Annotated in this window: 29 protein-coding genes; 19 read left to right on the top strand and 10 right to left on the bottom strand. The window is 60.1% G+C overall.

Annotated features, from left to right (window positions below; all coding sequences use genetic code 11):
* Positions 1-3 precede the first annotated feature (3 nt).
* The 12 genes from HQ945_RS02380 to HQ945_RS02325 all read left to right on the top strand — a co-directional run bounded on the left by HQ945_RS02380 (position 4) and on the right by HQ945_RS02325 (position 10,097).
* Positions 4-2,220 carry a RelA/SpoT family protein gene (locus HQ945_RS02380; RefSeq protein WP_091948855.1) on the top strand — a complete coding sequence of 739 codons (2,217 nt, stop codon included), beginning with the start codon at positions 4-6 and terminating at the stop codon, positions 2,218-2,220.
* Between the two features lie 21 nt (positions 2,221-2,241).
* A complete protein-coding gene (pyrE, locus tag HQ945_RS02375; RefSeq protein ID WP_113281971.1) occupies positions 2,242-2,820 on the top strand; it encodes an orotate phosphoribosyltransferase in 579 nt (192 codons plus the stop codon).
* Positions 2,821-2,890: 70 nt separating this feature from the next.
* Complete coding sequence (locus tag HQ945_RS02370; RefSeq protein WP_113281970.1) at positions 2,891-3,454, top strand: DUF2062 domain-containing protein; 564 nt, start codon at positions 2,891-2,893, stop codon at positions 3,452-3,454.
* Positions 3,451-3,855: a holo-ACP synthase gene (gene acpS / locus HQ945_RS02365; protein ID WP_091948858.1), complete on the top strand. Its 405-nt coding sequence runs from the start codon at positions 3,451-3,453 to the stop codon at positions 3,853-3,855. The genes HQ945_RS02370 and acpS overlap by 4 nt, the downstream gene beginning before the upstream one ends.
* Before the next feature lie 87 nt (positions 3,856-3,942).
* Positions 3,943-4,716 (top strand): signal peptidase I, encoded by a 774-nt coding sequence (gene lepB / locus HQ945_RS02360; RefSeq protein WP_027229857.1) that lies wholly within the window; start codon positions 3,943-3,945, stop codon positions 4,714-4,716.
* 7 nt (positions 4,717-4,723) lie between these two features.
* Positions 4,724-5,437, top strand: a complete 714-nt coding sequence (gene rnc / locus HQ945_RS02355; protein WP_027229856.1) for a ribonuclease III — start codon at positions 4,724-4,726, stop codon at positions 5,435-5,437.
* Positions 5,434-6,354 carry a GTPase Era gene (gene era, locus HQ945_RS02350; RefSeq protein WP_113281969.1) on the top strand — a complete coding sequence of 307 codons (921 nt, stop codon included), beginning with the start codon at positions 5,434-5,436 and terminating at the stop codon, positions 6,352-6,354. The genes rnc and era overlap by 4 nt, the downstream gene beginning before the upstream one ends.
* 18 nt (positions 6,355-6,372) lie before the next feature.
* Positions 6,373-7,149, top strand: coding sequence for a DNA repair protein RecO (gene recO / locus HQ945_RS02345; protein ID WP_027229854.1), 777 nt, complete (start codon positions 6,373-6,375; stop codon positions 7,147-7,149).
* Positions 7,146-7,664 (top strand): PaaI family thioesterase, encoded by a 519-nt coding sequence (locus HQ945_RS02340; protein WP_091919117.1) that lies wholly within the window; start codon positions 7,146-7,148, stop codon positions 7,662-7,664. Before recO ends, HQ945_RS02340 begins: the two co-directional genes overlap by 4 nt.
* 231 nt (positions 7,665-7,895) lie before the next feature.
* Complete coding sequence (locus HQ945_RS02335; protein ID WP_027229852.1) at positions 7,896-9,299, top strand: PTS galactitol transporter subunit IIC; 1,404 nt, start codon at positions 7,896-7,898, stop codon at positions 9,297-9,299.
* An 18-nt stretch (positions 9,300-9,317) separates the two neighbouring features.
* Positions 9,318-9,779 (top strand): PTS sugar transporter subunit IIA, encoded by a 462-nt coding sequence (locus tag HQ945_RS02330; RefSeq protein WP_027229851.1) that lies wholly within the window; start codon positions 9,318-9,320, stop codon positions 9,777-9,779.
* Between the two features lie 30 nt (positions 9,780-9,809).
* Positions 9,810-10,097, top strand: a complete 288-nt coding sequence (locus HQ945_RS02325; protein WP_027229850.1) for a PTS sugar transporter subunit IIB — start codon at positions 9,810-9,812, stop codon at positions 10,095-10,097.
* Between the two features lie 34 nt (positions 10,098-10,131).
* On the opposite strand, the gene HQ945_RS02320 is transcribed toward HQ945_RS02325, so the two are convergent.
* The 3 genes from HQ945_RS02320 to HQ945_RS02310 form a co-directional block, all read right to left on the bottom strand.
* Positions 10,132-10,524: a type II toxin-antitoxin system HicB family antitoxin gene (locus tag HQ945_RS02320; protein ID WP_113281968.1), complete on the bottom strand. Its 393-nt coding sequence runs from the start codon at positions 10,522-10,524 to the stop codon at positions 10,132-10,134.
* A 23-nt stretch (positions 10,525-10,547) separates the two neighbouring features.
* Positions 10,548-10,730 (bottom strand): type II toxin-antitoxin system HicA family toxin, encoded by a 183-nt coding sequence (locus HQ945_RS02315; protein ID WP_113281967.1) that lies wholly within the window; start codon positions 10,728-10,730, stop codon positions 10,548-10,550.
* 90 nt (positions 10,731-10,820) lie between these two features.
* Positions 10,821-12,059 carry an MFS transporter gene (locus tag HQ945_RS02310; RefSeq protein ID WP_091921344.1) on the bottom strand — a complete coding sequence of 413 codons (1,239 nt, stop codon included), beginning with the start codon at positions 12,057-12,059 and terminating at the stop codon, positions 10,821-10,823.
* 141 nt (positions 12,060-12,200) lie between these two features.
* Here HQ945_RS02310 and HQ945_RS02305 point away from each other — a divergent pair, with 141 nt between their 5' ends.
* From HQ945_RS02305 to panB, 6 genes are all read left to right on the top strand, one after another.
* Positions 12,201-12,413 (top strand): hypothetical protein, encoded by a 213-nt coding sequence (locus HQ945_RS02305; protein WP_091948875.1) that lies wholly within the window; start codon positions 12,201-12,203, stop codon positions 12,411-12,413.
* Positions 12,414-12,575: 162 nt separating this feature from the next.
* Entirely contained in the window at positions 12,576-13,649 is a 1,074-nt protein-coding gene (gene nadA, locus HQ945_RS02300) for a quinolinate synthase NadA (protein WP_027229845.1), read from the top strand.
* 15 nt (positions 13,650-13,664) lie between these two features.
* Positions 13,665-15,224, top strand: a complete 1,560-nt coding sequence (locus tag HQ945_RS02295; RefSeq protein WP_113281966.1) for an L-aspartate oxidase — start codon at positions 13,665-13,667, stop codon at positions 15,222-15,224.
* Positions 15,224-16,102, top strand: a complete 879-nt coding sequence (gene nadC, locus HQ945_RS02290; protein WP_113281965.1) for a carboxylating nicotinate-nucleotide diphosphorylase — start codon at positions 15,224-15,226, stop codon at positions 16,100-16,102. The genes HQ945_RS02295 and nadC overlap by 1 nt, the downstream gene beginning before the upstream one ends.
* Positions 16,099-16,944: a pantoate--beta-alanine ligase gene (gene panC / locus HQ945_RS02285; RefSeq protein WP_113281964.1), complete on the top strand. Its 846-nt coding sequence runs from the start codon at positions 16,099-16,101 to the stop codon at positions 16,942-16,944. The genes nadC and panC overlap by 4 nt, the downstream gene beginning before the upstream one ends.
* Positions 16,945-16,966: 22 nt before the next feature.
* Positions 16,967-17,782: a 3-methyl-2-oxobutanoate hydroxymethyltransferase gene (gene panB, locus HQ945_RS02280; protein WP_113281963.1), complete on the top strand. Its 816-nt coding sequence runs from the start codon at positions 16,967-16,969 to the stop codon at positions 17,780-17,782.
* Here panB and HQ945_RS02275 read toward each other — a convergent pair whose 3' ends face one another.
* Genes HQ945_RS02275 through ygfZ form a run of 7 tightly spaced genes read right to left on the bottom strand, consistent with a single transcriptional unit; the run spans position 17,783 to position 21,932 of the window.
* Positions 17,783-18,085 carry a HigA family addiction module antitoxin gene (locus HQ945_RS02275; RefSeq protein ID WP_113281962.1) on the bottom strand — a complete coding sequence of 101 codons (303 nt, stop codon included), beginning with the start codon at positions 18,083-18,085 and terminating at the stop codon, positions 17,783-17,785.
* An 8-nt stretch (positions 18,086-18,093) separates the two neighbouring features.
* Entirely contained in the window at positions 18,094-18,369 is a 276-nt protein-coding gene (locus tag HQ945_RS02270; RefSeq protein WP_113281961.1) for a type II toxin-antitoxin system RelE/ParE family toxin, read from the bottom strand.
* Positions 18,370-18,429: 60 nt separating this feature from the next.
* Entirely contained in the window at positions 18,430-18,942 is a 513-nt protein-coding gene (locus tag HQ945_RS02265) for a cupin domain-containing protein (RefSeq protein ID WP_113281960.1), read from the bottom strand.
* A 10-nt stretch (positions 18,943-18,952) separates the two neighbouring features.
* Complete coding sequence (locus HQ945_RS02260; protein ID WP_091919103.1) at positions 18,953-19,912, bottom strand: NUDIX hydrolase; 960 nt, start codon at positions 19,910-19,912, stop codon at positions 18,953-18,955.
* Positions 19,909-20,430, bottom strand: a complete 522-nt coding sequence (locus HQ945_RS02255) for a tyrosine phosphatase family protein (RefSeq protein WP_027229836.1) — start codon at positions 20,428-20,430, stop codon at positions 19,909-19,911. The genes HQ945_RS02260 and HQ945_RS02255 overlap by 4 nt, the downstream gene beginning before the upstream one ends.
* Before the next feature lie 4 nt (positions 20,431-20,434).
* Positions 20,435-21,067 carry a YfbR-like 5'-deoxynucleotidase gene (locus tag HQ945_RS02250; RefSeq protein ID WP_113281959.1) on the bottom strand — a complete coding sequence of 211 codons (633 nt, stop codon included), beginning with the start codon at positions 21,065-21,067 and terminating at the stop codon, positions 20,435-20,437.
* 13 nt (positions 21,068-21,080) lie between these two features.
* A complete protein-coding gene (gene ygfZ / locus HQ945_RS02245; protein ID WP_113281958.1) occupies positions 21,081-21,932 on the bottom strand; it encodes a CAF17-like 4Fe-4S cluster assembly/insertion protein YgfZ in 852 nt (283 codons plus the stop codon).
* A 76-nt stretch (positions 21,933-22,008) separates the two neighbouring features.
* Here ygfZ and HQ945_RS02240 point away from each other — a divergent pair, with 76 nt between their 5' ends.
* Positions 22,009-23,340, top strand: a complete 1,332-nt coding sequence (locus tag HQ945_RS02240) for a dihydroorotase (RefSeq protein WP_174207617.1) — start codon at positions 22,009-22,011, stop codon at positions 23,338-23,340.
* The last annotated feature ends 94 nt before the right edge of the window (positions 23,341-23,434 follow it).

Here is a 23,434-nt window from a genome sequence, read left to right as displayed (position 1 = left end):
TCCATGATGCGTCAGTATGAGCTTGTCGAGCGTGTCCAGCGTTACAAGCCTGACGTCAATGAAGCGCTTCTGAACAAAGCTTATGTCTACGCCATGCAGAAGCACGGCCACCAGAAGCGCGCGTCGGGCGATCCCTATTTCTCGCATCCCCTGGAAGTCGCGGCGATTCTCACCGACATGCATCTCGACGAGGCGACGATCGCCATCGCCCTGCTGCACGACACGATCGAAGATACGTCCGCGACCCGCCAGGAGATCGACACGCTGTTCGGTCCGGATATAGGCAAGCTCGTCGAAGGACTGACCAAGCTCAAGAAACTCGATCTTGTCTCGAAAAAGGCGGTGCAGGCGGAGAACCTGCGCAAGCTTCTCCTTGCGATCTCCGACGACGTGCGCGTCCTCCTCGTCAAGCTCGCTGATCGCCTGCACAATATGCGCACGCTGCATCACGTGCCGGAAGACAAGCGGCTGCGCATTTCCGAGGAGACGATGGATATCTATGCGCCGCTCGCCGGTCGCATGGGCATGCAGGATATGCGCGAGGAGCTGGAGCAGCTCGCCTTCCGCTACATCAATCCCGAGGCCTTCAACGCCGTCACCAACCGGCTCGCGGAACTTATGGAGAAGAACCGCGCGACGTTGAAGCAGATCGAGACCGACCTCTCCAACCTCTTTGCCAAGCATGGCATCAAGGCCAGCGTCAAAAGCCGCCAGAAGAAGGCGTGGTCTGTGTTTCGCAAGATGGAAAGCAAGGGCCTGTCTTTCGAGCAACTGTCGGATATCTTCGGCTTTCGCGTCGTCGTCGATACCGTCGCCGATTGCTACAACGCGCTTGGCATAATCCACACCACCTGGTCGATGGTGCCTGGCCGCTTCAAGGATTACATCTCGACCCCGAAGCAGAACGACTACCGCTCGATCCATACCACCATCGTCGGGCCCTCGCGCCAGCGTGTCGAATTGCAGATACGCACCCGCGAGATGAACGACATCGCCGAATATGGCGTTGCGGCGCACTCGATCTACAAGGATCGCGGCAGCGCCCAGAACCCGCATGTGATTTCGACCGAGACAAACGCCTATGCCTGGCTGCGCCAGACCATCGAGGCGCTTGCCGAGGGTGACAATCCTGAAGAATTTCTCGAACACACCAAGCTCGAGCTTTTCCAGGATCAGGTCTTCTGCTTCACGCCGAAGGGCCGGCTGATTGCCTTGCCGCGCGGCGCGACCCCCATCGACTTTGCCTATGCGGTCCACACCAATATCGGTGACAGTTGCGTCGGGGCAAAGGTGAACGGTCGCATCATGCCGCTCATGACCGAACTCCACAATGGCGACGAAGTGGAGATCATACGCTCCAAGGCGCAGACGCCGCCGGCCGCCTGGGAATCGATCGTCGTTACCGGCAAGGCGCGGGCGGCCATCCGCCGCGCCACGCGCATCGCCGTCCGCAAACAATATTCTGGCCTCGGCACGCAGATCCTCGAGCGCGCCTTCGAGCGGGCAGGGAAGGTCTATTCGCGCGACGAACTGAAGAAGGGGCTGCAACGCCTCGCACGCAAGGAACTCGACGATGTGCTTGCCGCCGTCGGGCGCGGCGAACTGCCGTCGTCGGATGTGATGAAGGCGGTCTATCCCGAATATCAGGACTCCAAGCCGAAACCCGCTGCCGAACGCGAGGAGGGCTGGGTCAATTTCCGCAATACGTCCGGCATGATCTTCAAAATGCCGGAGGGCGCGGAAGCCGAGGGCATGACGCCCGGCGGTCCCAATGCATTGCCGATCCGCGGCGCAAGCCCGGACATGCCGGTGCACTTCTCGCCGGAGGGCGCAGTGCCGGGCGACCGCATCGTCGGCATCCTGCAACCTGGCGCGGGCATGACCATCTACCCGATCCAGTCTTCGGCGCTGATGGCCTATGACGATCAGCCGGAGCGCTGGATCGACGTCCGTTGGGACATCGACGATAACAGCCGCGATCGGTTTCCGGCCCGTATCAGCATATCGGCCATCAATGCACCCGGCTCGCTCGCCGAGATCGCGCAGATTATCGCCGAGAACGAGACCAATATTCACAATCTCTCGATGGTTCGCACCGCGCCCGACTTTACCCAGATGATCGTCGATCTTGAAGTGTGGAACCTCAAGCATTTGAACCGGATATTGTCGAAACTTAAAGAGAGCAAATGTGTCAGCGATGCGCAGCGCGTCAATGGCTAGCAGGAATTGATTGAGGGAAAGATGAACACGAGCGAAGTTCTGGATGTATTCCGTGATGCGGGCGCGATACTCGAAGGTCATTTCATTTTGACGTCGGGCCTGCGCAGTCCGATCTTCCTGCAGAAGGCGCGGGTTTTCATGCATGCGGACAAGACCGAGCGCGTCTGTAGTGCCCTCGCCGAGAAGATCAAGGCGGCAGGGCTTGGCCAAATTGACTATGTGGTCGGGCCGGCCATTGGTGGTATCATCCCGGCCTACGAAACCTCCCGCCATCTCGGTGTTCCGGCGATCTGGGTCGAGCGCGAAAACGGCATATTCAAGCTGCGCCGGTTCGACATCGCCAAAGGCGCGCGGGTGGTTATCGTGGAGGACATCGTAACGACAGGGCTTTCGATCCGCGAGACGGTGTCGTGCCTGAAGGAGCTCGGTGCAGACGTGTTGGCGGCGGCCTGCATCATCGACCGTTCCGCCGGCAAGAGCGATGTCGGCGTGCCGCTGGTTGCTTTGGCCGAGTATGAAGTGCCTGCCTATCCCGCGGATAAACTTCCGCCGGAACTTGCCGCAATTCCGCCCGTTAAACCGGGTAGTCGCAACATCTGATCCCTTATTTGGCAGAGGCGACGACGCGGCTTATTGCCGGCGGCGCGGCATATCGAGGATATGAACGAGAATGCTTTTCAAGAGGCGCAACAAACCTGATTTTCGCGAGCGGCTGCGCCTGGCGCTATGGCCGCGTCGTTCGGTCGGGCGGTCGCTGCGCTATTTCGGCAAGCGGGTGCTTCGGCTTCGGGCGACCCCGCACGCGATCGCGTCCGGCTTTGCTTGCGGCATCTTCGCCGCTTTCATCCCCATTCTCGGCGTGCACATTGCGGTGGCGCTTGCCATTGCCTGGCTGATCGGCGGCAATGTTGCTGCAGCCGTCATCGGAACGACGCTCGGAAATCCGCTGGTCCTGCCCTTCATCTGGGCGGCGACGCTGGAGGTGGGCAGGTTCGTCATGACTGGTTCGCTGCAAGGCGAGCCCATGCCACCACATCTCGGCCATATGCTGAGGCATCTCGATATTTCGGTACTGTGGGGTCCGGTGATCGAGCCGATGCTGATCGGCGCTGTACCGCTCGGGCTCCTTGCGGCCGTGATCGTCTATTTTCCCGTGCGCTGGGCCGTCGCCGGCTTTCAGCATCGCCGCAGGCACCTCCATCGGCACCATCACCGGGTTGCTGAGCCAACATGATCATCGGCATCGGCAGCGATCTCATCGATATTACCCGCGTTGAAAAAACGCTGGAGCGCCATGGGGAGCGTTTTATATCCCGGGTTTTCACGCCGATCGAGCGGGCAAAATCTGAACGGCGTAAACAGCGCGCCGCATCCTATGCGAAGCGGTTTGCGGCGAAGGAAGCCTGCGCCAAGGCTCTCGGCACAGGCCTGGCGCAAGGCGTTTTCTGGCGAGACATGGGCGTCGTCAACCTGCCGAGCGGCGCGCCGACGATGCATCTGACCAATGGCGCCGCCAAACGGCTCGAGGCGATAGTTCCAAAAGGCCACACCGCGCGCGTTCATCTCACGATCACCGACGACTTTCCGCTTGCACAAGCATTCGTGATTATTGAAGCGTTGAAAATCGAAGAATAGCCTTATTCAAAAGCCATTGGCTGCATTGCCCCGTGCGCTTCGAGCGGCTAAGAGGGGTCACATTGAGTTTACGGAGATACCACGAGCGTGAGTGACAAAGCTGTTGTGAAGAAATCTGGTGGTCTTGGCGAGACGATCAGCGTCATCGTGCAGGCGTTGCTGCTCGCACTTGTCATCCGGACGTTGCTGTTCCAACCGTTCAACATTCCGTCCGGCTCGATGCGCCCGACGCTGCTTGAAGGCGACTATCTCTTCGTTTCGAAATTCTCCTACGGCTATTCCAAATATTCGATTCCGTTTGCTCCGGACCTGTTTTCCGGCCGCATCTGGAGCGGCGAGCCGAAGCGCGGCGATATCGCTGTCTTCCGCAAGCCGAACGATACCTCGCTCGATTTCATCAAGCGCGTAATCGGCCTTCCGGGCGACAGAATTCAGGTGCGCCAGGGCGTGCTCTATATCAATGATGTTGCCGTTCCGCGCGAGAAGGTCGGCCAGATCGACAATCCGGACGTCACCGAGGTCAATCGGCCTGTCGACGTCTATCGCGAGACCCTGCCGAATGGCATCACCTATGACACGCTCGACCTGACGCCGAATGGCATCGGTGACGACACGCGCGAATTCGTCGTCCCGGCCGGTCACTACTTCATGATGGGCGACAACCGCGACAATTCGAGCGATAGCCGCTTCGATGTTGGCTATGTGCCGCTCGAAAACTTCATCGGCCGCGCCAATATTATCTTCTTCTCGATTGCCGGGAAGGCGAGCCCGCTCGAAATCTGGCGCTGGCCGTCGGAACTCCGCTTCGATCGCCTGTTGCACAGCGTAAACAGCGCGCCAAACACCGTGAAAACCAATTGATGAGCCGATGAACCTGTCCGCCGACGCCGTTCGCAGACTGGAAGAAAAAACGAGGCACACTTTTCGCGATCTCGGCCGGCTTGAGCGTGCGCTGACCCATGCGAGCGCTCGACCCTCCGCCGGTTCCGATTATGAGCGTCTCGAATTCCTTGGTGATCGCGTGCTCGGGCTGGTAATCGCCGAGCTTCTGTTTCGCGCCTATCCGACGGCGAGCGAGGGCGAGCTTTCGCTGCGCCTGAACTCGCTCGTCAATGCCGATACCTGCGCGGCCGTCGCCGACGAGATCGGGCTCCACGAGTTCATTCGTACGGGCTCGGACGTGAAGGGACTGGCCGACAAGCGCTTGAAGAGCCTGCGGGCCGACGTGGTCGAATCGCTGATTGCCACAATTTATCTGGACGGCGGTCTTGAAGCAGCGCAACCTTTCATCGAACGTTATTGGAACGCGCGGTCGCGTGAAATTAATTCGGCCCAGCGCGACCCGAAGACTGAATTGCAGGAGTGGGCGCATCAGCAGGATGGCGCGCAGCCGATTTACAGCGTCGTTGACCGGACAGGCCCCGATCATGACCCCCTGTTCACGGTCAAGGTCGACGTTAAGGGCTTTGCGTCCGCCACGGGCACCGGCCGCTCGAAACGTATCGCCGAGCAGAACGCTGCCGTGGAACTGCTCTATCGCGAAGGTGTACGTCAGAAGACGCAGGAAGAAGAAGAGAAATGACCGAACATCAACAGGAAACCGGCGTACCGACGCGATCAGGCTTTGTGGCGCTCATCGGCGCGCCGAATGCCGGTAAATCGACGCTGGTCAACCAGCTGGTCGGCAGCAAGGTATCGATCGTCACCCACAAGGTGCAGACGACACGGGCGCTTGTGCGCGGCATCGTCATTCACGGGCCGACTCAGATGGTGCTCGTAGATACGCCCGGCATCTTCAAGCCGAAGCGGCGGCTCGACCGCGCCATGGTCACGACCGCCTGGGGCGGCGCCAAGGACGCGGATTTGATCCTCGTTCTCATCGACGCCGAACTTGGCATCAATGAAGAGGCCGAGGCGATCCTCGACAGCCTCCACGAAAAGAAGCGCAAGGTCATACTCGTTCTCAACAAGGTCGACAGGATCGAACCGCCGAAGCTGCTCGAACTCGCACAGGCGGCCAATGACAAGGTAAAGTTCGACAAGACCTTCATGATCTCTGCGCTGAAGGGCTATGGCTGCAAGGACCTCGTGCAGTATCTCGCCGACAATCTCCCTGAGGGGCCGTGGTATTATCCGGAGGACCAAATCTCCGACATGCCGATGCGCATGCTCGCGGCCGAAATCACCCGCGAAAAGCTCTACCTGCGCCTTCACAACGAGCTTCCCTATTCCTCGACCATCGAGACCGAAAGCTGGGAGGAGAAGCCGGACGGCTCCGTCCGTATCAGCCAGGTGATCTATGTCGAGCGCGACAGCCAGAAGAAGATCGTTCTCGGTCACAAGGGCGAGGCGATCAAGTCGATCGGCCAGGCGGCGCGCAAGGAGCTGATGGAGATCCTCGAGCAGAAGGTTCATCTGTTCCTCTTCGTCAAGGTGCGCAACAATTGGGGGAACGACCCCGAGCGCTACCGCGAAATGGGCCTTGAATTCCCGCACTGATAGCGCGACCATCTTCCCATGGAATGGCGTGATGAAGGGATAATTCTCGGGACGAGGCGGCATGGCGAAACCAGCGCCATCCTCGAACTGATGACGTGTGACCATGGCCGGCACCTCGGCCTGGTGCGCGGCGGTCGTTCCCGGCGCATGCAGCCGATGCTTCAGGCAGGCAACCGCGTCGACGTGATCTGGCGCGCGCGCATGGACGAGCACCTCGGCATGATGCAGGTCGAGCCGGTGGCATTCGCGGCAGCGCGGCTGATCGAACAGCCGGTCGCGCTCTACGGCCTCCAGCTTGCAGCTGCCCATTTGCGCCTTCTGCCCGAGCGGGATCCGCATCAGAACCTCTTTGAAATTCTCAATGTCATTGTCGAGCATTGCGACAATTCGCTGATCGCCGGTGAGTTGCTCCTCCGCTTCGAACTGACAATGCTCGAAGAACTTGGCTTCGGCCTCGACTTGAAGTCCTGCGCCGCTACGGGTGGCCATGAGAACCTTGCCTATGTTTCGCCGAAATCGGGACGGGCGGTGTCGCGCGATGCCGGCGCACCATGGGCTGAAAAGCTTCTTGAAATGCCGCCCTTCATGTCGAGCCCCACGGTGCGCGCCGCGTCGCTGAACGAAGTCATCAGCGCCTTTCGCTTGACCGGCTACTTTTTCAACCGCCATATCTGGGAGCCGCGGGCGCAGCGATCGCCGGAAGCCCGCGACGGTTTTCTCGCCGCGCTCGGGCGTTCATTGTCAAATGCAGCCGGGGCAACGGCGCCAGTGCAGGAAAGGTCGATCCTTCCATGAGCTATGACGACGTGTCTCCGGTCGAGTTCCCAGGCGGTGTCGGCCTGCTTCCGCTCGCCGACCTCGCCACACGCGGCGGCCTCGACATCCTGCAGGCGATGTTGCGCGGCGACTATCCCGCGCCGCCCATGGCCCAGACGCTGTCCTTTACCTTGCATGAAGTTGAACAGGACCGCGTCGTCTTCAAGGGCTTGCCGCGGCCCGAGCATCGCAATCCGCTGGGCGGAATCCATGGCGGCTGGGTTGCGACGCTGATGGACTCGGCTCTTGCCTGCTGCATCATGACCACTCTCAAGCCGGGCGAAGCCTATACGACTGCAGAATTCAAGGTGAACCTCGTGCGGCCGTTGACCGCCGATATGGGCCTCGTTCTGTGCGAGGGGAGGCTCATTCATCGTGGCCGCACGCTTGCAACATCCGAGGCGTTCCTCAGGGACAAGAACGGCAAGCTGCTAGCGCACGGCACTGAAACTTGCGCGATTTTTCCGCTCGAGAGTTTCGTGCGCAGCAAATAGAGCCTTCTGTGAAACAGGCAGCCAGATTGTGACGGGTGCCGCAAATGCGCGGCAAGTAAGTCACACTTTCCATAAATTTTGTTGAAAACCTTTGTTTTTCGCTTCTGTCGCGACTTGAGCGTTTGTCGCACGTTGACGGCTGAAATTTTGCATTGATAAACATTGATATTGGGCAGAATACAAAAGTTCTGTTGGGTGAACGCAGTCCGCGCGACTGCCGGGGAGGAAAACATGGATAGTTTTTTGGCGGGCCTCAAGGCCGCTGTCGACGCAATGGGACCGACGGTCCTCTTGCCGATCGTAATCTTTATCATTGCGCTGGTGCTCGGCGCGAAGCCGGGCAGGGCGTTTCGCGCCGCTGTCACCATCGGCGTCGCCTTCATCGGCATCAATCTCGTTCTTGGCCTGATGCTGACGTCGATTGGCGATGTCGCGAAGGCCATCGTTACCAATACGGGCATTCAGCGCGATATCGTCGATGTCGGTTGGCCGTCAGCCGCGGCGATCGCTTTCGGCTCCTCCGTCGGCCTTTGGGTGATCCCGATTGCCATCGTCATCAACATCATTCTCCTGGTGACGCGCCTGACCCGTACGCTCAACGTCGACGTGTGGAATTTCTGGCATTTTGCCTTCATCGGATCGCTTGCCGTAGCCGCGACCGACAGCCTTGCCTATGGCCTCGTCGTTGCCGCGCTCATGGTTGCGCTTTGCCTGCTCTTTGCTGATTGGTCGGCGCGGGCAGTGCAGCAGTTCTACGGCATTCCGGGCATTTCGGTGCCGCATCTCGCCTCGGCGCAGATCCTGCCGATCGCGATCGTGATCAACTGGATCATCGATCGTATTCCGGGCATCAACCGCATCGAACTCAATACCGAGACCTTCGAGCGCCGTTTCGGCGTGTTCGGCGAGCCGGTCATCCTCGGCCTCATCATCGGTCTCGTCCTCGGCGCCATCGCCTATTACAATGCCGGCGATTTCGGTACGGCGCTGACGAAGATCCTGCAGACGGGCATGACGCTCGCCGCCGTGATGCTGCTTTTGCCGCGCATGGTCAAGATCCTGATGGAAGGTCTGCTGCCGGTTTCCGACGCCGCACAGGAGTTCGTGCGCAAGCGCACCGGCGACCGCGAACTTCTCGTCGGCCTCGACTCGGCGATCCTCATTGGTCATCCGGCGGCAATCTCGTCGTCGCTCATCCTGGTGCCGATCGCGATCATTCTGTCGGTAATCCTTCCGGGCAACCGCGTCATTCTCTTCGCCGACCTTGCGGTCATTCCGTTCATCGTTGCCATGACGGCGCCGCTCCTCAAGGGCAATGTGTTCCGCATGGTCATCGTCGGCACGATAACGCTTGCGGTTGGCTTCTATGTTGCGAACGCGCTTGCACCGCTATTCACGGCCGCTGCCCAATCGTCGGGCTTCCAGATGCCTGCCAATGCGGTGCAGATTACCAGCGTGGTCGACGGCTTCCTGTGGATACCCTATGTCGTCATCGCGTTGATCCAGAACCTCGGCGTCATTGGTCTCGTCGTGCTTGCGGCCATCATCGCCGCCGCATTCTGGGCCTATCGCCGCAACACGGCCGCATGGGAACGCGCCGCGGGTGCCGACGACGCTGTAGACCAGAACGCCTGAACCAAGTGGAGTGAATGAATGGCTGAGGCCTTGTTGAATACGCTTGATCCCGGGGCAATCGTCCTCGGGGTCAAGGCATCGAGCGACGAAGAGGTAATCCGCATTCTCGCGGCGCGCCTCGAAGGGCTCGGATATGTGAAGCCGAGTTACGCCGATGCCGTCGTGGCGCGCGAAGCCGCGCTGCCGACGGGACTGCCGCTCGGCGGCGCAAACAATGTTGCGGTGCCCCATACCGATCCGCACCATGTCATCAAGCCCGGCCTTGCGCTTGCAACGCTTGCCGAGCCGGTGCTGTTCTCGAACATGGAGGACCCCGACGAGAAGCTTCCGGTCAGCGTCGTTTTCGTCATGGCGCTCAACGACAAGGACAAGCAGGTCGAAATGCTGCAGGAGATAGCCGGAACAATCCAGTCGCCGGAAATCATCGCTGCGCTCATCGCCGCAAAATCCGCGGAAGACGTGCTGGGACTTCTCGGCTAGGTTGGATATTTCAAGGAGGAAAAAGAACAGATGGCCAAGCAGAAGACAGTGCTATTTGCCTGCGGAACCGGCATTGCCACCTCGACCGTCGTCGCACACGCGGTCGAAGAGGCGCTCAAGGATCGCGGCATCCGCATCAACACCCGCCAGTGCAAGGCGACGGAAGTGGCCGGACAGATCGATGATGTCGATCTCGTCGTATCGACCACCCAGTTGCCGAAGGACCTCGGCAAGCCGGTCATCACGACGCTGGCGTTCCTGACCGGGATCGGCAAGGCCGATGCCCTCGACAAGATCGAAGCCGCTCTGCGCGACTGAGCGGAAGAGTTTTTTCAAGCGAAGTAGCGCGGCATCAGGCTTCTATCGCTTGCCGCGCGGCACTTGCCAAAAAGGCGGCGCGCGTCAATCCGCGCGCCCTTGCTGTTTCATCGATCGCCCGCAGCAAGCCGCGTTCGAAAGTGACATTGGCCCGCACCACGCCGGTATCGTTGTCGATGAGCGGCACAGATATGAGAAAAGCGCCATTCGCAAGTTCCTCGCGAATGCTTTCCCTCGCGATGATTTCAGCGTGACCTGAAGGAGCGGGAAGCTCCATGTCTTCCGCGTAAAGTCGCAGCGCGTCGACTGCGTTTGGCACGATATTGTCAACATCGTCAGAGGCCGAGTACACGCCGGCTATATCCGGAAACTGGATGCCGTAGGCACTATCGTCGTCGTGTTGGACGAGGGCAAAATAGTGGCGCATGGATATTGCTCCTTGTCTTGTCATCAAATCCATCCCGCGTCCTTTGCGATGGAACGTGCCGTTCCAAGCGGCAGGTCCTTTCTGGGATGCGGGATGATGAGGGTAATTTCGCCTTTGCGAAATTTGTGGTGGGAACCGCGAACCGAGACGAGTTCAAACCCTTCGTCCTTGAGGCGTTTGATGATCTTTTTGCTCTCGCGTTCCACACGCAAACTTCAACAATGCGCATCTATATACGCATTGTTGCGCAAGTTCGTCAAGTTTGGTGCGCATCGAAATGCGCACTACCAGAACAGTTACTCCGCCGGCTGCAGCGCAGGGCGAACTGCGGGCGTTTCCTCGATCGGCCAGTGCACGATGGCCGCAAAAATGCCGAGCGCCACGCCGAGCCACCAGACGGGATTATAGCTGCCGAAATGATCGTAGAGGTAGCCGCCGAGCCATACGCCGAGGAACGAGCCGATCTGGTGTGACAGGAACACGATGCCGCCGAGCATTCCAAGGTGCTTTGTTCCAAACATGATGGCAACGAGCGAATTCGTCGGGGCCACGGTCGAAAGCCACATCAGGCCCATCAGGATCGAGAAGATGATCACCGACGTGCCGGTCTGCGGCAGGAGCAGGAAGGCCGTGACGAGCGCCGAACGACCGAGGTAGAGGAAGGAAAGGAACTTCGGCTTCGAATAGCGCTGGCTGATGATGCCGGATGCGAGCGAGCCGATGATGTTGAAGAAACCGATCAGGGCGAGGGCAAGGACGGCGTATTTCGCATCGATGCCGATATCGCCGATATAGGCCGGGAAATGCGCGGTGATGAACGCGACCTGAAATCCGCAGACAAAGAAGCCGGTCGTCAGGAGGATATAACTCTTGTGCCCGAATGCCTCGCGCAATGCTTCGCCGATCGATTGCTTGTAATGGCTTTCGCTGACCCTGCCGCTCGAGGAATTGCCCCGCAGCGGAATGGCAAGGACCGGGATGATCAGCATGGCAAGGCCGAGATAGACGAGCGCGTCAGACCAGCCGAAACTTTCGATCAGCCCTTGGCTGATTGGCGCGAAGACAAACATGCCTGCCGAACCCGCCGCAGTCCCGATGCCGAATACCAGCGTACGGTTGGCCGGCGTGACATTGCGGGCAAAGGCCGAAAGGATGATGCCGAAGGAACCGGCCGCGACGCCAAGCCCGACCAGCACACCGCCGCCGAGATAAAGCAGGCCGGGTGACGTCGCCCAGGCCATGACGAGAAGACCGCTGCAATAAAGAAGCGCCGAAAGAAGCAGGACACGCCACGTTCCGAATTTGTCGGCGATCGCGCCAAAGATCGGTTGGCCGGCACCCCAGAACAGGTTCTGCAACGCCATCGCCATGCCGAAGGTTGTGCGGTCCCAGCCTTTTTCGGAAAGAAGCGGCAACTGGAAGAAGCCCATGGCCGAACGCGGGCCGAAGGTAAGGAGGGCGATCAGGCAGCCGGCAATGATGATGAGCCAGGGCACGCCCGGCTGCTTGGCGGTCGATGCTTGGGCTTGGGACATGGTATGCGCTCCTTTGAGAGCGCTGAGCATTAGCGCTTTCTTCCATGCAATCAATTGAATTGAGTTGATTGTTGCTTAAATGAGTTTGATGGGTTGGGCGTCCTTGCTCGGTAAAATCAAGCAAAATGAGAGATTTGGCATATGCAACCTTCGCTAGCGCTTTTGTCGATAAGCCTGCTTTTTCTCGCCGGATGCGCAAGTTCGGGTGATGTCAGCCCGCTGGTGTTCTGCGATCGTCCGACTGATTTTAACGCGAGGATTTTTACCGACTGCACGCCGCGCCTCGGCGGGGACAGTCCGTTCAAACGCGATCAGCAGTATCGCTACTACAACGATAACTACCGCCATCGCTGATGATTGCTTCGACGGAAAGAGAGTGCCTTTTCTTTCGAACACCGCTTGAAGCCAGCAAAATAATCTCCTATGTAACTGCCCACGGCCTTGCCGTTTTTCTTTTGCCCATAAATATGCTCAATTTGAGTATAAATGGGAGGCGTGTTCAGGAGGAAATGGAATATGACCAACCCCGCCCGCATTTCGGCAGAGCGTTCCACGGTGAGGACCGCGGCGGATCGCTTTGGCGTCGTCGATATGCCCGATCTGTCATATACGCCCGAGGTCGCGGCCGAGACTGAACACCTCTACCAGCGCGTCTCGCACCACATTCCGCGGCTCGAATGGCCGGTCTACGCGCCCTATGTGGCTGCGATCAACCGGCTGAAGAAGCAGCGCAATGCCGTCATTCTAGCGCACAACTACCAGACGCCGGAAATATTCCACTGCGTTGCCGATATCGTCGGCGACTCGCTCCAGCTTGCCAAGGAAGCGACAAAGGTCGATGCGGAGATCATCGTCCAATGCGGCGTGCATTTCATGGCCGAGACCTCGAAGCTGCTCAATCCGCAAAAGACTGTGTTGATCCCGGATATGAAGGCCGGCTGCTCCCTTGCCGAATCGATTACCGGCGCCGACGTGCGCCTGCTGCGCGAGACCTATCCTGGCGTTCCGATCGTCACCTACGTCAACACCTCGGCCGAAGTGAAGGCCGAGAGCGATATCTGCTGCACCTCGGCCAATGCGGTTGAGGTGGTGGAGAGCTTCGGCGTCGACCGGGTCTTGTGCATTCCCGATGAGTTTCTCGCCCAGAACGTCGCCGCGCAAACCAAGGTGAAGATCTTGACCTGGAAAGGTCACTGCGAAGTGCACGAGCGTTTCACGGCCGAGGAATTGCTGGCCTATAAGGCCGCTGATCCGGACATCCAGATCATCGCCCATCCGGAATGCCCGCCGGAGGTCGTTGCCGTCGCCGACTTTACCGGTTCGACCAGCGGAATGATCGGTTATGTGAAGGACAATCGCCCCGCCAAGGTGCTGCTTGTCACCGAATGCTCGATGGCATCGAACATCGAGTCCGAGGTTCCTGGCGTGAAATTCATCAAGCCGTGCAATCTTTGCCCCCACATGAAGCGCATCACGCTGCCCAAGATATTGGAAAGCCTCGTCTATATGCGCGACGAAATTCACGTGGATCCGCTCGTCGCCGAGCGCGCGCGGCTTGCGGTCGAGCGCATGGTGAACCTCAGGAACTGATCGGAGGCTGGCCCGATGTCCAATCAAACGGAACCGGTAATTATCATCGGTGGTGGTCTTGCAGGGCTGTTCTGCGCCCTGAAACTTGCTCCACGGCCTGTGACGGTGCTCGCCGCCGCTCCTATCGGGCGCGGAGCCTCGTCCGCGTGGGCGCAGGCCGGTATCGCAGCCGCTGTCTCGGAAGGTGACACCATTGAGAAGCATGTTTCCGATACTGTCGCCGCAGGCGATGGCATCGTTGACGAGACCATCGCCCGGCTGATGGCAAGCGAGGCGGCGGCGCGGGTGCACGATCTTCTTGGCTATGGTGTACCTTTCGACCGCGACCTCGAAGGCAGGCTCCAGGTATCGCGTGAGGCGGCCCATTCGGAAAGCCGCATTGTCCGCGTGCGCGGCGACATGGCTGGCCGCGCCATCATGCAGGCGCTGGTCAAGACGGTCGAAACGACGCCTTCGATCCGGGTGATGGAAGGTTACGTTGTCGAGGACATCGTTACCGCGCAAGGTTCGGTAAAAGGCGTGGTCGCCCGCAGCGAGGCTGGTCGCGGATCCCAGGTTCGGCTCGCCTCTTCCAACGTGGTCATTGCGACCGGCGGCATCGGTCATCTTTATGCGGTCACGACCAATCCGCCCGAGGCACGGGGCGAGGGCATAGGCATGGCCGCTCGCGCCGGCGCGATGATGGCGGACATGGAATTCGTCCAGTTTCACCCGACGGCGATCAACGTCGACAAGGACCCGGCGCCGCTCGCGACGGAGGCCCTACGTGGCCATGGTGCGACATTGATCAACGACGCCGGCGAACGCTTCATGCTGAAGATCGATGCCGATGCCGAGCTTGCGCCGCGCGACGTGGTCGCGCGCGGCATCTATGCCGAAGTTAAGAGCGGGCGGGGTGCCTGGCTCGATTGCACCGAGGCTGTAGGGGCCTCATTCGCCGAAGAGTTTCCGACCGTCTACAAATATTGCCGCGATGCCGGGATCGACCCGGTCGTCCAGCCGATCCCGGTTGTGCCCGCCGCGCATTATTTCATGGGTGGCATCCTGACTGATGCTGATGGCCGCACCTCGATCGACGGCCTGTGGGCCTGCGGCGAGTGCACGTCCACCGGCGCCCATGGCGCAAACCGCCTTGCATCCAACTCCTTGCTCGAAGCTGTTGTATTTTCAGCAAGAATTGCTGCGAGGATCGGCAATGAAGGCGAGGCTTTCGCCGGCGACTGGTCGAAGGGATCGGTCGATCGGGACGACCTCACCGCGGAGGCGGATACGCCGGCAATGACGCGTTTGCGCACGACAATGAGTGCGAGCTTCGGCGTCATTCGCAACCGGACGGACATGCTGGAAGGTCTGAAGACAATCCTCGAACTTGAGACCGGCAATCGCGACACGGCATTCCGCAATGTGCTTGCAACGGCCAAACTGGTCGCGGTGAGCGCCTTGCGCCGCGAGGAGAGCCGTGGCGGCCACTTCCGCACGGATTTCCCCGAGGTGCGTCCGGAGTGGCAGCACCGCACCTTCCTGACCTTGGCAGATGCCGACGGCTCAGTCGAAGACATGCGTGAGGTCGCGTGATGGCGCGCCGGCCCCCTGGTTCTGCGTTTCCGCCTTCGCTCCCGCAGCTCCTGATCGAGGAGGCCGTACGCGGCGCCTTGCGCGAGGACCTCGGGCGTGCCGGTGATATAACGACGAACGCCACACTTTCCGAGGAAGCCACTGCGACCGCCGTGCTCTCAAGCCGCGAGGCTGGCACCCTTTGCGGCATGGGCTTTGCGCGGACGGCGTTCGCGCTGATAGATCCGAGGGTCGAATTCGAGGCGTTCGCGAAAGATGGCGAGACCATCTCGCCCGGCCAGGATATTGCGCGGGTCTCGGGCAATGCACGGGCCATTCTTTCGTCCGAGCGCGTCGCCCTCAACTACCTGATGCACCTCAGCGGAATCGCGACCTATACCGCCAAATTCGTCGATCTTATCAAGGATACCGGCGCTCGCGTCTGCGATACCCGCAAAACCATCCCCGGCATGCGCGCCTTTGCCAAATATGCCGTGAAGTGCGGCGGCGGCGCCAATCACCGGTTCGGGCTCGACGACGCAATACTCATCAAGGACAATCACGTCGCCGTTGCCGGCGGGGTGACGAGGGCGATAGAGGCCGCCCGCGCCTATGCTGGTCACCTTGTGAAAATCGAGGTCGAAGTCGATGGTCTGGAGCAATTCGAAGAGGCGCTGGCAGCCGGAGCCGATGTGATTCTGCTTGATAATATGGGCCCGGAGCTCCTTGAAAAGGCGGTTGGAATCAATGGCGGCCGCGCCGTCCTCGAAGCGTCTGGCGGGATAAGCTTCGATACAATTAAAGCTGTTGCGCAAACAGGCGTGGACTATATTTCGACATCAAAAATCACTATGGCTGCGCCAACGCTCGATATCGGACTGGACATTGAAATCGCATGAAAGTCATCGCTACGGTTGCCGAACTGCGCGCGACGCTCAAGGCTGAACGCCAGAAGGGCAAGGCGATCGGCCTCGTCCCGACCATGGGCTATCTGCATATCGGTCATATGGAGTTGGTCCGCCGGGCCAAAAGCGCGACCGACGTCGCGGTCGTTTCCATATTCGTCAACCCGACGCAATTCGGCCCCAACGAAGACCTGTCGACTTATCCGCGCGACATGGACGGTGACCTTGCCAAGCTGAAGGCCGAAGGCGTCGATTATGTCTTTACGCCGGAAGTCGCGGAAATCTATCGGCCTGGCGCGCACACGATCGTCGATAATCTGGTGCTTTCGCGCATCCTCATCGGCAAGATCCGCCCCGGCCATTTCCGCGGTGTGACCACCGTCGTCACCAAGCTCTTCAATATCGTCCAGCCGGACCAGGCGTTCTTCGGCGAGAAGGACTACCAGCAGCTGACGATCATTCGCCGCATGGTGGATGATCTGAACATGCCAATCGATATTATAGGTGTCCCGACGGTTCGCGAAGCGGATGGATTGGCTTGCTCGTCGCGCAATGCCATGCTCACGGCAGCGGATCGCAAGGCCGCAGTCATTCTGTCAAGGTCGCTGGCCAAAGCGGAGGAAATGGTTGCGCAGGGCCAGCGCTCGGTTCCCGCTATCCGCAATGCGGTGCGCGGCATACTTGAATCGGAGAAACGCGGTACGATCGAGTCCGTCGATATCCGCGACGCCAAGACGCTCGATCCCGTTTCAGGCAAGTTCCGGCAGCCGGTGGTCATTCTACTCATCGTGCGCTTCGGCAAGGTGCGCCTGATCGACCAGCGTGTCATCGGCTGACGTAGCAGGGGAGGAGACCCTTATGAGCCAGGAAATCGTAACGCGCCGGATCACCGCTCCGGAAATCTTCGGCCGCAAGGGCGGCGAGCCCATTGTCGCGCTAACAGCCTATCACGCCAACACCGCGCGGATCGTCGATAATCATGCCGACATTCTCCTCGTCGGCGATAGTCTCGGCATGGTGCTCTATGCCATGGATTCAACGCTTGGCGTTCCGCTCGATCTGATGATTGCCCATGGCCGCGCAGTGGTGCGCGGGTCGAAGCGCGGGCTCGTCGTTGTCGACATGCCATTCGGCTCCTACGAGGAAAGTCCGGCAGTCGCATTTCGCAATGCCGCGCGGATCATGGCGGAGACCGGCTGCGGCGCGGTCAAGCTCGAGGGCGGCGTGCGCATGGCCGATACGATCCGTTTTCTCACCGAGCGCGGCATCCCGGTCATGGCGCATGTCGGCCTGACCCCGCAATCGATCAACACGCTTGGCGGTTTCAAGACGCAAGGCCGGGACACGGCGCTATGGCCCCTCATCAAGGCGGATGCACAAGCCGTCGCCTCGGCGGGAGCATTCGCGGTTGTGCTCGAAGGCATCGTTGAACCGCTTGCGGCGGAAATTTCGCGCGAAAGCAGCATTCCCACCATCGGCATCGGCGGGTCACGGGAGTGCGACGGCCAGATCCTCGTCCTCGAGGACATGCTCGGATATAATCCGAAGCCGCCACGTTTCGTGAAGGTCTATGGCGAGGTCGGAAATGCCATCGACGCAGCAGTCAGATCCTATGCGGACGATGTGCGCTCGCGGACTTTTCCCGGCGACGAGAATGTGTACCCGTTGAAGTAGCTAAGCGGCGCGGATGATCGGAATGTTGCTGACGTCGACGTCGCGCTCAGCGTGCCAGGCATCGTAACTTGCCTGCATGCGCAGCCAAATCTCTGCGCCATTGCCGAAGCCCTTGCCAAGTCGTGCGGCGACCTCGGGGGATACTGGCTTACGCTCACCGATAATGTCATAGAGGTGCTGCCGCGAAATCCCAAGAAGCTTTGCGATCTCCGTCTTGTTCTTGCCGGTCGCAGGAATGATATCATTCAGTGCGGCACCCGGATGGGACGGACATCTGTTGGCGTCGCGGATGGCTTTATGCATGGTCTTTCCTAGTGATATTGCTCGAAATCGACTGCTTGCGCATCGCCATCCTTAAATTCAAAGGTGATGCACCACGGCCGATTCACATGAATGGTGTAGCGCTTAGGATTCAACCCGCGCAATGCGTGGAAGTTGTAGCCTGGTAAATTCAGTTCCTCTGCCATCACTGCTTTATCCAGAGTATCGAGTCGCACAAGAATGCGCTTGTGCATCCGGGGTTCTATCGTTGACTTCCCCGTTCGCCACAGGGTCGCCAACGCCTTGCTCTTAAACGTCCTGATCATGTAAGCGATCTGCTTACATTCCACAAGTCTCGTCAATTCGACGATAGTCGGAAATCCAATCTATTTCTGTGGCTTTTGCTGCGTATCGGCGTTTTGCCAATAGTCCATTTTGGCCGAGCGGTCGTAGCCTTCACCCATGAGGCGCACGCCGACGCGTCCCGTCTCGGGGTAAAAGATCACATCGTTCGGGTTCTTCTCGCCGATGATGATGAAGCGGCAGGGCGCATCGCTGTGGTTGAAGAAGGAATGTCCTGCCTTCTGGCCGGCCGGAAAGCACACGTGGTCGCCGGTTTTCATGCGATAGGTCTTATCGCCAAGCCGCAGTGTCATCTCGCCCGCAAGCACGAACGCCTGCTCTTCTTCGAGCATATGATAGTGGTTGAGGCTCGACTCCATTCCGGGCGCCAGCTCTTCGAGCGCCACGCCCACATGGGTTGCGCCGCCGTGACCGGAAAGGTAGCGGAAGCGCGTTCCATAGCGGCTGCCTTCCGACCATTCCTCCCACGGAACGTTTTCTGCCGCAAAGGGCTCGGAAATGCCGTCGGCATTGATCGATACAGGTTTCGTGCTCATGGGTTCCTCCCTAGGTCCGCCCGCCAACCCTGAGGCCCGCGACGCTGCGCTCTTCGAGCACATTATGCCGGAAGCGATAGAGAGCTGCGGGCCGCCCGCGCGGTTGCGATTGCTCGGCGCCAGTGGGCTCCACCAGTTCCGTGGTCTCAACCAGGCGACGAAAGTTCTGCTTGTGCAGGTGGCGGCCGGAAATCGCCTCCACCGTCTCCTGCAGGGCGGTCAATGTGAAGGTGGACGGCATGAGCTCAAAGACGACGGGCCGGTACTTCAGCTTGGCGCGCAGCCGGGCAATCGCGGTAGCAAGGATGCGCCGGTGATCGAAGCTCATCGAAACGCCGAGCTGGCGCGACAGAGCCGTATCGTTGGTCCGCCCGTCGCGCACGGCTTCCTCGATAAGGCCAGCCTCATACAGCAATTCGTACCGCTCAAGCACGCGCTCTTCGTCCCAAGCGATGCCATCCTCCCCGAATGCGAGCCGCAAGCGGCTGAGACGCGCAGGAACACCGCCACTTTCCGCCCAGCTGCGCAGGGCAGGACGAACCGTCTCGTCGATCAATGCGGGCTTGCCGCCGCGCCAATCCTCCCAGGGAAGAAACGAATACCAGCTGCGCCAGCGCGCGCCTGATTTGCGCAGGGACTCCTTGTTGTCGTCGGTAATTCGGGTGAGGGCGAGATAACCTACCGAAACGATGTGAAGATCGCGATCTTCCGCAGTCTTGTGCCGCCCACGATCACCGAACGTATAGAGTTGTTCGACATAACCAAGCCGCAAGGGGGTCTGCTCGGCGACCCATTCGCGCAGGCCCGCCTCAAAGGTGCGGTGCTCCAGCGGATTGAACGGACCGAATGGTAGCTCGTCGCGTTCGATGTCGTCACTGGAAGCTGTGGTTAGGATCAACGGGTCGTTGTTGGCCACAGCCGCAATGGCTGCGCTCAAATTGATCTCGACCGCGTTGGGTGTACCCGTCATACGGAAATGCTCAGGGGCAGGATGAACGGCGTACCCTCGAAGGCCTCTTCGCCTCGCCCGATCGCCTTGACCGCATCGACCATGCGGCCTCTTCGCCCGAGCATGTCGTCGGCAAGGGCTATGAGGCGGCTGTTGGGCGTGGCCGATGGCGCGTTGCGGCGCAGTGCCTGCGCCAGGTCCGCTTCGTCAAGCTCCGGATTGAGGGCGAGCGCCGTGATATAGGCGGCCGCGGTCGAGCGCGATATGCCGGCATAGCAATGGATGAGCAGCGGCGCCTGCCGGTCCCAGCGCCGGCCGAAGATCAGAAGCTGGTGGATATGGTCTACCGCCGGCAAGGTCATGCCTTCGGCGGGCTCGATGATGTCGTTGAACCCCAGGAAAAGGTGCCGTGCCTCGGCGATTTCGGCAGGCCGCATTACCGGCGTGCCGGTGTTGATGAGCGTGATCATGTCGCGAGCGCCGAAGCGGATTGCGGATTCGGCGATGCGGGATAGGGGAGAAACGACGATGTGCGGCATGGAGCTAACCTTGGTCTTGTGAACGTCGCCCGTCAAGTTCGGCAAAACGTTGTAAAAAAGCGTCTTGAACATCCTGTGTCGGCAGCGCGGTCACGTCGATGCCATGCGGGCTGATACCGCGCGGGCGGCCGAAGAATTGCACGGCTTCCTTTTCGGCGAATCCGGCAAGTCGGGTCGCTTCGAAATAGGCGGCCACCGCATCGGCGCGTTTGATCAACAGGCGCAGGTTCTGATGGATGACAGGAGCAAGCGCGAAGCGGACATGAATGGCATGCTGCAGGCGCAATTCCACGCTCTTGTAATCGCCGCCGACCACCGCCTTGAACGGCGAAATCATGTCGCCGATCACATATTCCGGTGCATCGTGCAGCAGCGCGATCAGCCGCTGTTCGGTTGTCGCCTCCGGCACGATCCTGCCGAATATCTCTTCGACGAGCAGCGAATGTTGCGCAACGGAAAAGGCGTGGTCGCCCACGGTCTGCCCGTTCCAGCGCGCGACACGGGCGAGCCCTTGGGCGATGTCGACAATCTCGATGTCGAGCGGCGATGGATCGAGCAGGTCGAGCCTGCGGCCAGACAGCATGCGCTGCCAGGCCCTGAGTTCCGTTCGCTTGTCCGTCTGCGGCTTCGTCGGCATCAACGATTCCCGATCACGCTTCCTGCGTCGTCACCGGAAATGTAAAGCGGTGTTCGGGGGGAATGGCAAGGTGAACCGCGACATCTCCTGCCATAATGGGCATGCCGCTATCCATCGCATCCTTGACCCGGTCGATGCGGACAAGGGCGAGAGCGTCTTTCGCAACGACTGTGCCGAGTGTACCAATTTCGCGGCCGCCCGCAGTTAGGGGTGTACCCTGCGCCGGCAGGTCAGCGGCGCCCGTTGCGACCAATATCCGCCGCCGCGCGGTGCCGCGATGCTGCATCCTTGATACGACCTCCTGGCCGACGAAACAGCCCTTCTTGAATGAAACGCCTCCCGTCTGGTCGAAATTGACGTCGTGGGGAAACGCTTCGCCCAGCGCATAGTCGTCCGGTGCTTCGGCAACGCCGTATGCGATGCGAAGCGCATTCCAGGCGTCAACGCCCGAGCCAGGATCGGCAGGTTCGCCGTACCGGCGCCTGACGCCCAGGCTTTCGGGAAACCGGCGGTCGGTCAGGATTGAATCAGTTTCCGAGGCACTTGAATCTTCATTCCAGGAAACCGTGACAAGCGACTCTTTATCCACGGCAAATTGAACCTTGGCGCGAAGCCGGTAGAGCGTGAGGCGCTTCACGAGATCGTCTATAGATGAATCATTGAGATCAAGGCGCAGCCCGGCCCCGTTGCGCGAAACAAGGAATTCGAACAGGATTTTTCCCTGCGGCGTCAGCAGGGCGCCCGGCTTCAATTCACCTTTGCCGAGCGTATCGAGATCGGTCGTGATAATGTTCTGGAGGAAATCTTCGGCGTCGTCGCCTTTGACGTCTAGGAGCGCGCGTCCACTTAAACTTGCCGATGGCATAGCATTGTCCTTGCCTTTATCGTCCCTGTTACCTAATTCGCTCTAGGCAGGTTCGCAAGGCTGGATGGGAAAGCAAATGGTGCAGACGTTCGACACGATTTACCGCAGCGGTTTTGTCGTCAATCAGGATGGGGTCGGCCTGCGCGATATCGGCGTCAGCAATGGCCGTATCGCCGCGATCGGTAATCTCGGCCACGCCTCGGCAGGCGAGCTCGTCGATGCGACCGGGCTGCATATCCTGCCCGGCGTCGTCGACAGCCAGGTGCACTTCCGCGAACCAGGCCTTGAGCACAAGGAGGATCTGGAAAGCGGTTCGCGCTCCGCTGTCCTTGGCGGCGTCACCGCCGTCTTCGAAATGCCGAACACCAAGCCCCTGACGACGTCGGCCGAAACGCTTGAAGACAAGATCAGGCGCGGCCGCCACCGCATGCATTGCGACTTCGCCTTCTGGGTGGGGGGCACGCGCGACAATGCCGATCAGGTGACCGAACTGGAGCGTCTTCCCGGTGCTGCGGGCATCAAGGTTTTCATGGGCTCGTCCACCGGCGACCTTCTGGTCGAGGATGACGAAGGCGTCCGGTCGATCCTCAGGAACACCCGCCGCCGCGCCGCCTTCCATTCGGAGGACGAGTTTCGGCTGCGGGAACGCGAGGGCCTGCGCATTGCCGGCGATCCAGCGTCCCATCCCGTTTGGCGTGACGAAATCGCAGCGCTCAAATGCACCGAACGGCTGGTGCGCATTGCCAGGGAAACCCGGGCGCGCATCCATGTCCTGCATATATCGACCGCCGAGGAGATCGAATTCCTCAAGGATCACAAGGATGTGGCAAGCTGCGAAGCGACGCCGCACCATTTGACGCTTGAGGCAAGCCAGTACGCGACGCTCGGCACGTTGCTGCAGATGAATCCGCCGGTCCGCGATACCCGGCACCGCGATGGCGTTTGGTCAGGCATCACGCAGGGTATCGTCGATGTTCTCGGCTCCGACCATGCGCCGCACACGCTTGAGGAAAAGTCGAAGCCCTATCCGGCGTCCCCGTCGGGCATGACGGGCGTTCAGACACTCGTACCTATCATGCTCGACCATGTGAACGAGGGCCGCATGTCGATCGAGCGCTTCGTCGACCTGACGTCGCATGGTCCGAACCGGTTGTTCGGCATGGCGCGTAAAGGCCGCATCGCGGTCGGGTATGACGCAGACCTGACGATCGTTGACATGAAGCGGCGCGAGACGATCACCAATGCCGGCGTCGGCTCCAAGGCGGGCTGGACGCCCTATGATGGCAAGATCGTCACCGGCTGGCCGGTAGGCACAATCGTTCGCGGCCAAAGGGTGATGTGGGAGGGCGAGATCGTCACGCCATCCACGGGCGAACCTGTGCTTTTTGGTGAGGCGCTGCCTCGGTAACGCGCGTTGCATTGTGCTGAGGCTCCATTCTTCTCCGTCATCCTCGGGCCCCGAGCCGAGGATCCATTCTTTGCCACGCCACTGGGACTAAGCA

It is taken from the genome of Phyllobacterium pellucidum (assembly GCF_013327855.1).
Lineage (GTDB): Bacteria > Pseudomonadota > Alphaproteobacteria > Rhizobiales > Rhizobiaceae > Phyllobacterium > Phyllobacterium pellucidum.
Note: the sequence above shows the minus strand (reverse complement) of the source record. Positions and strands in the feature narration are given on the sequence as shown.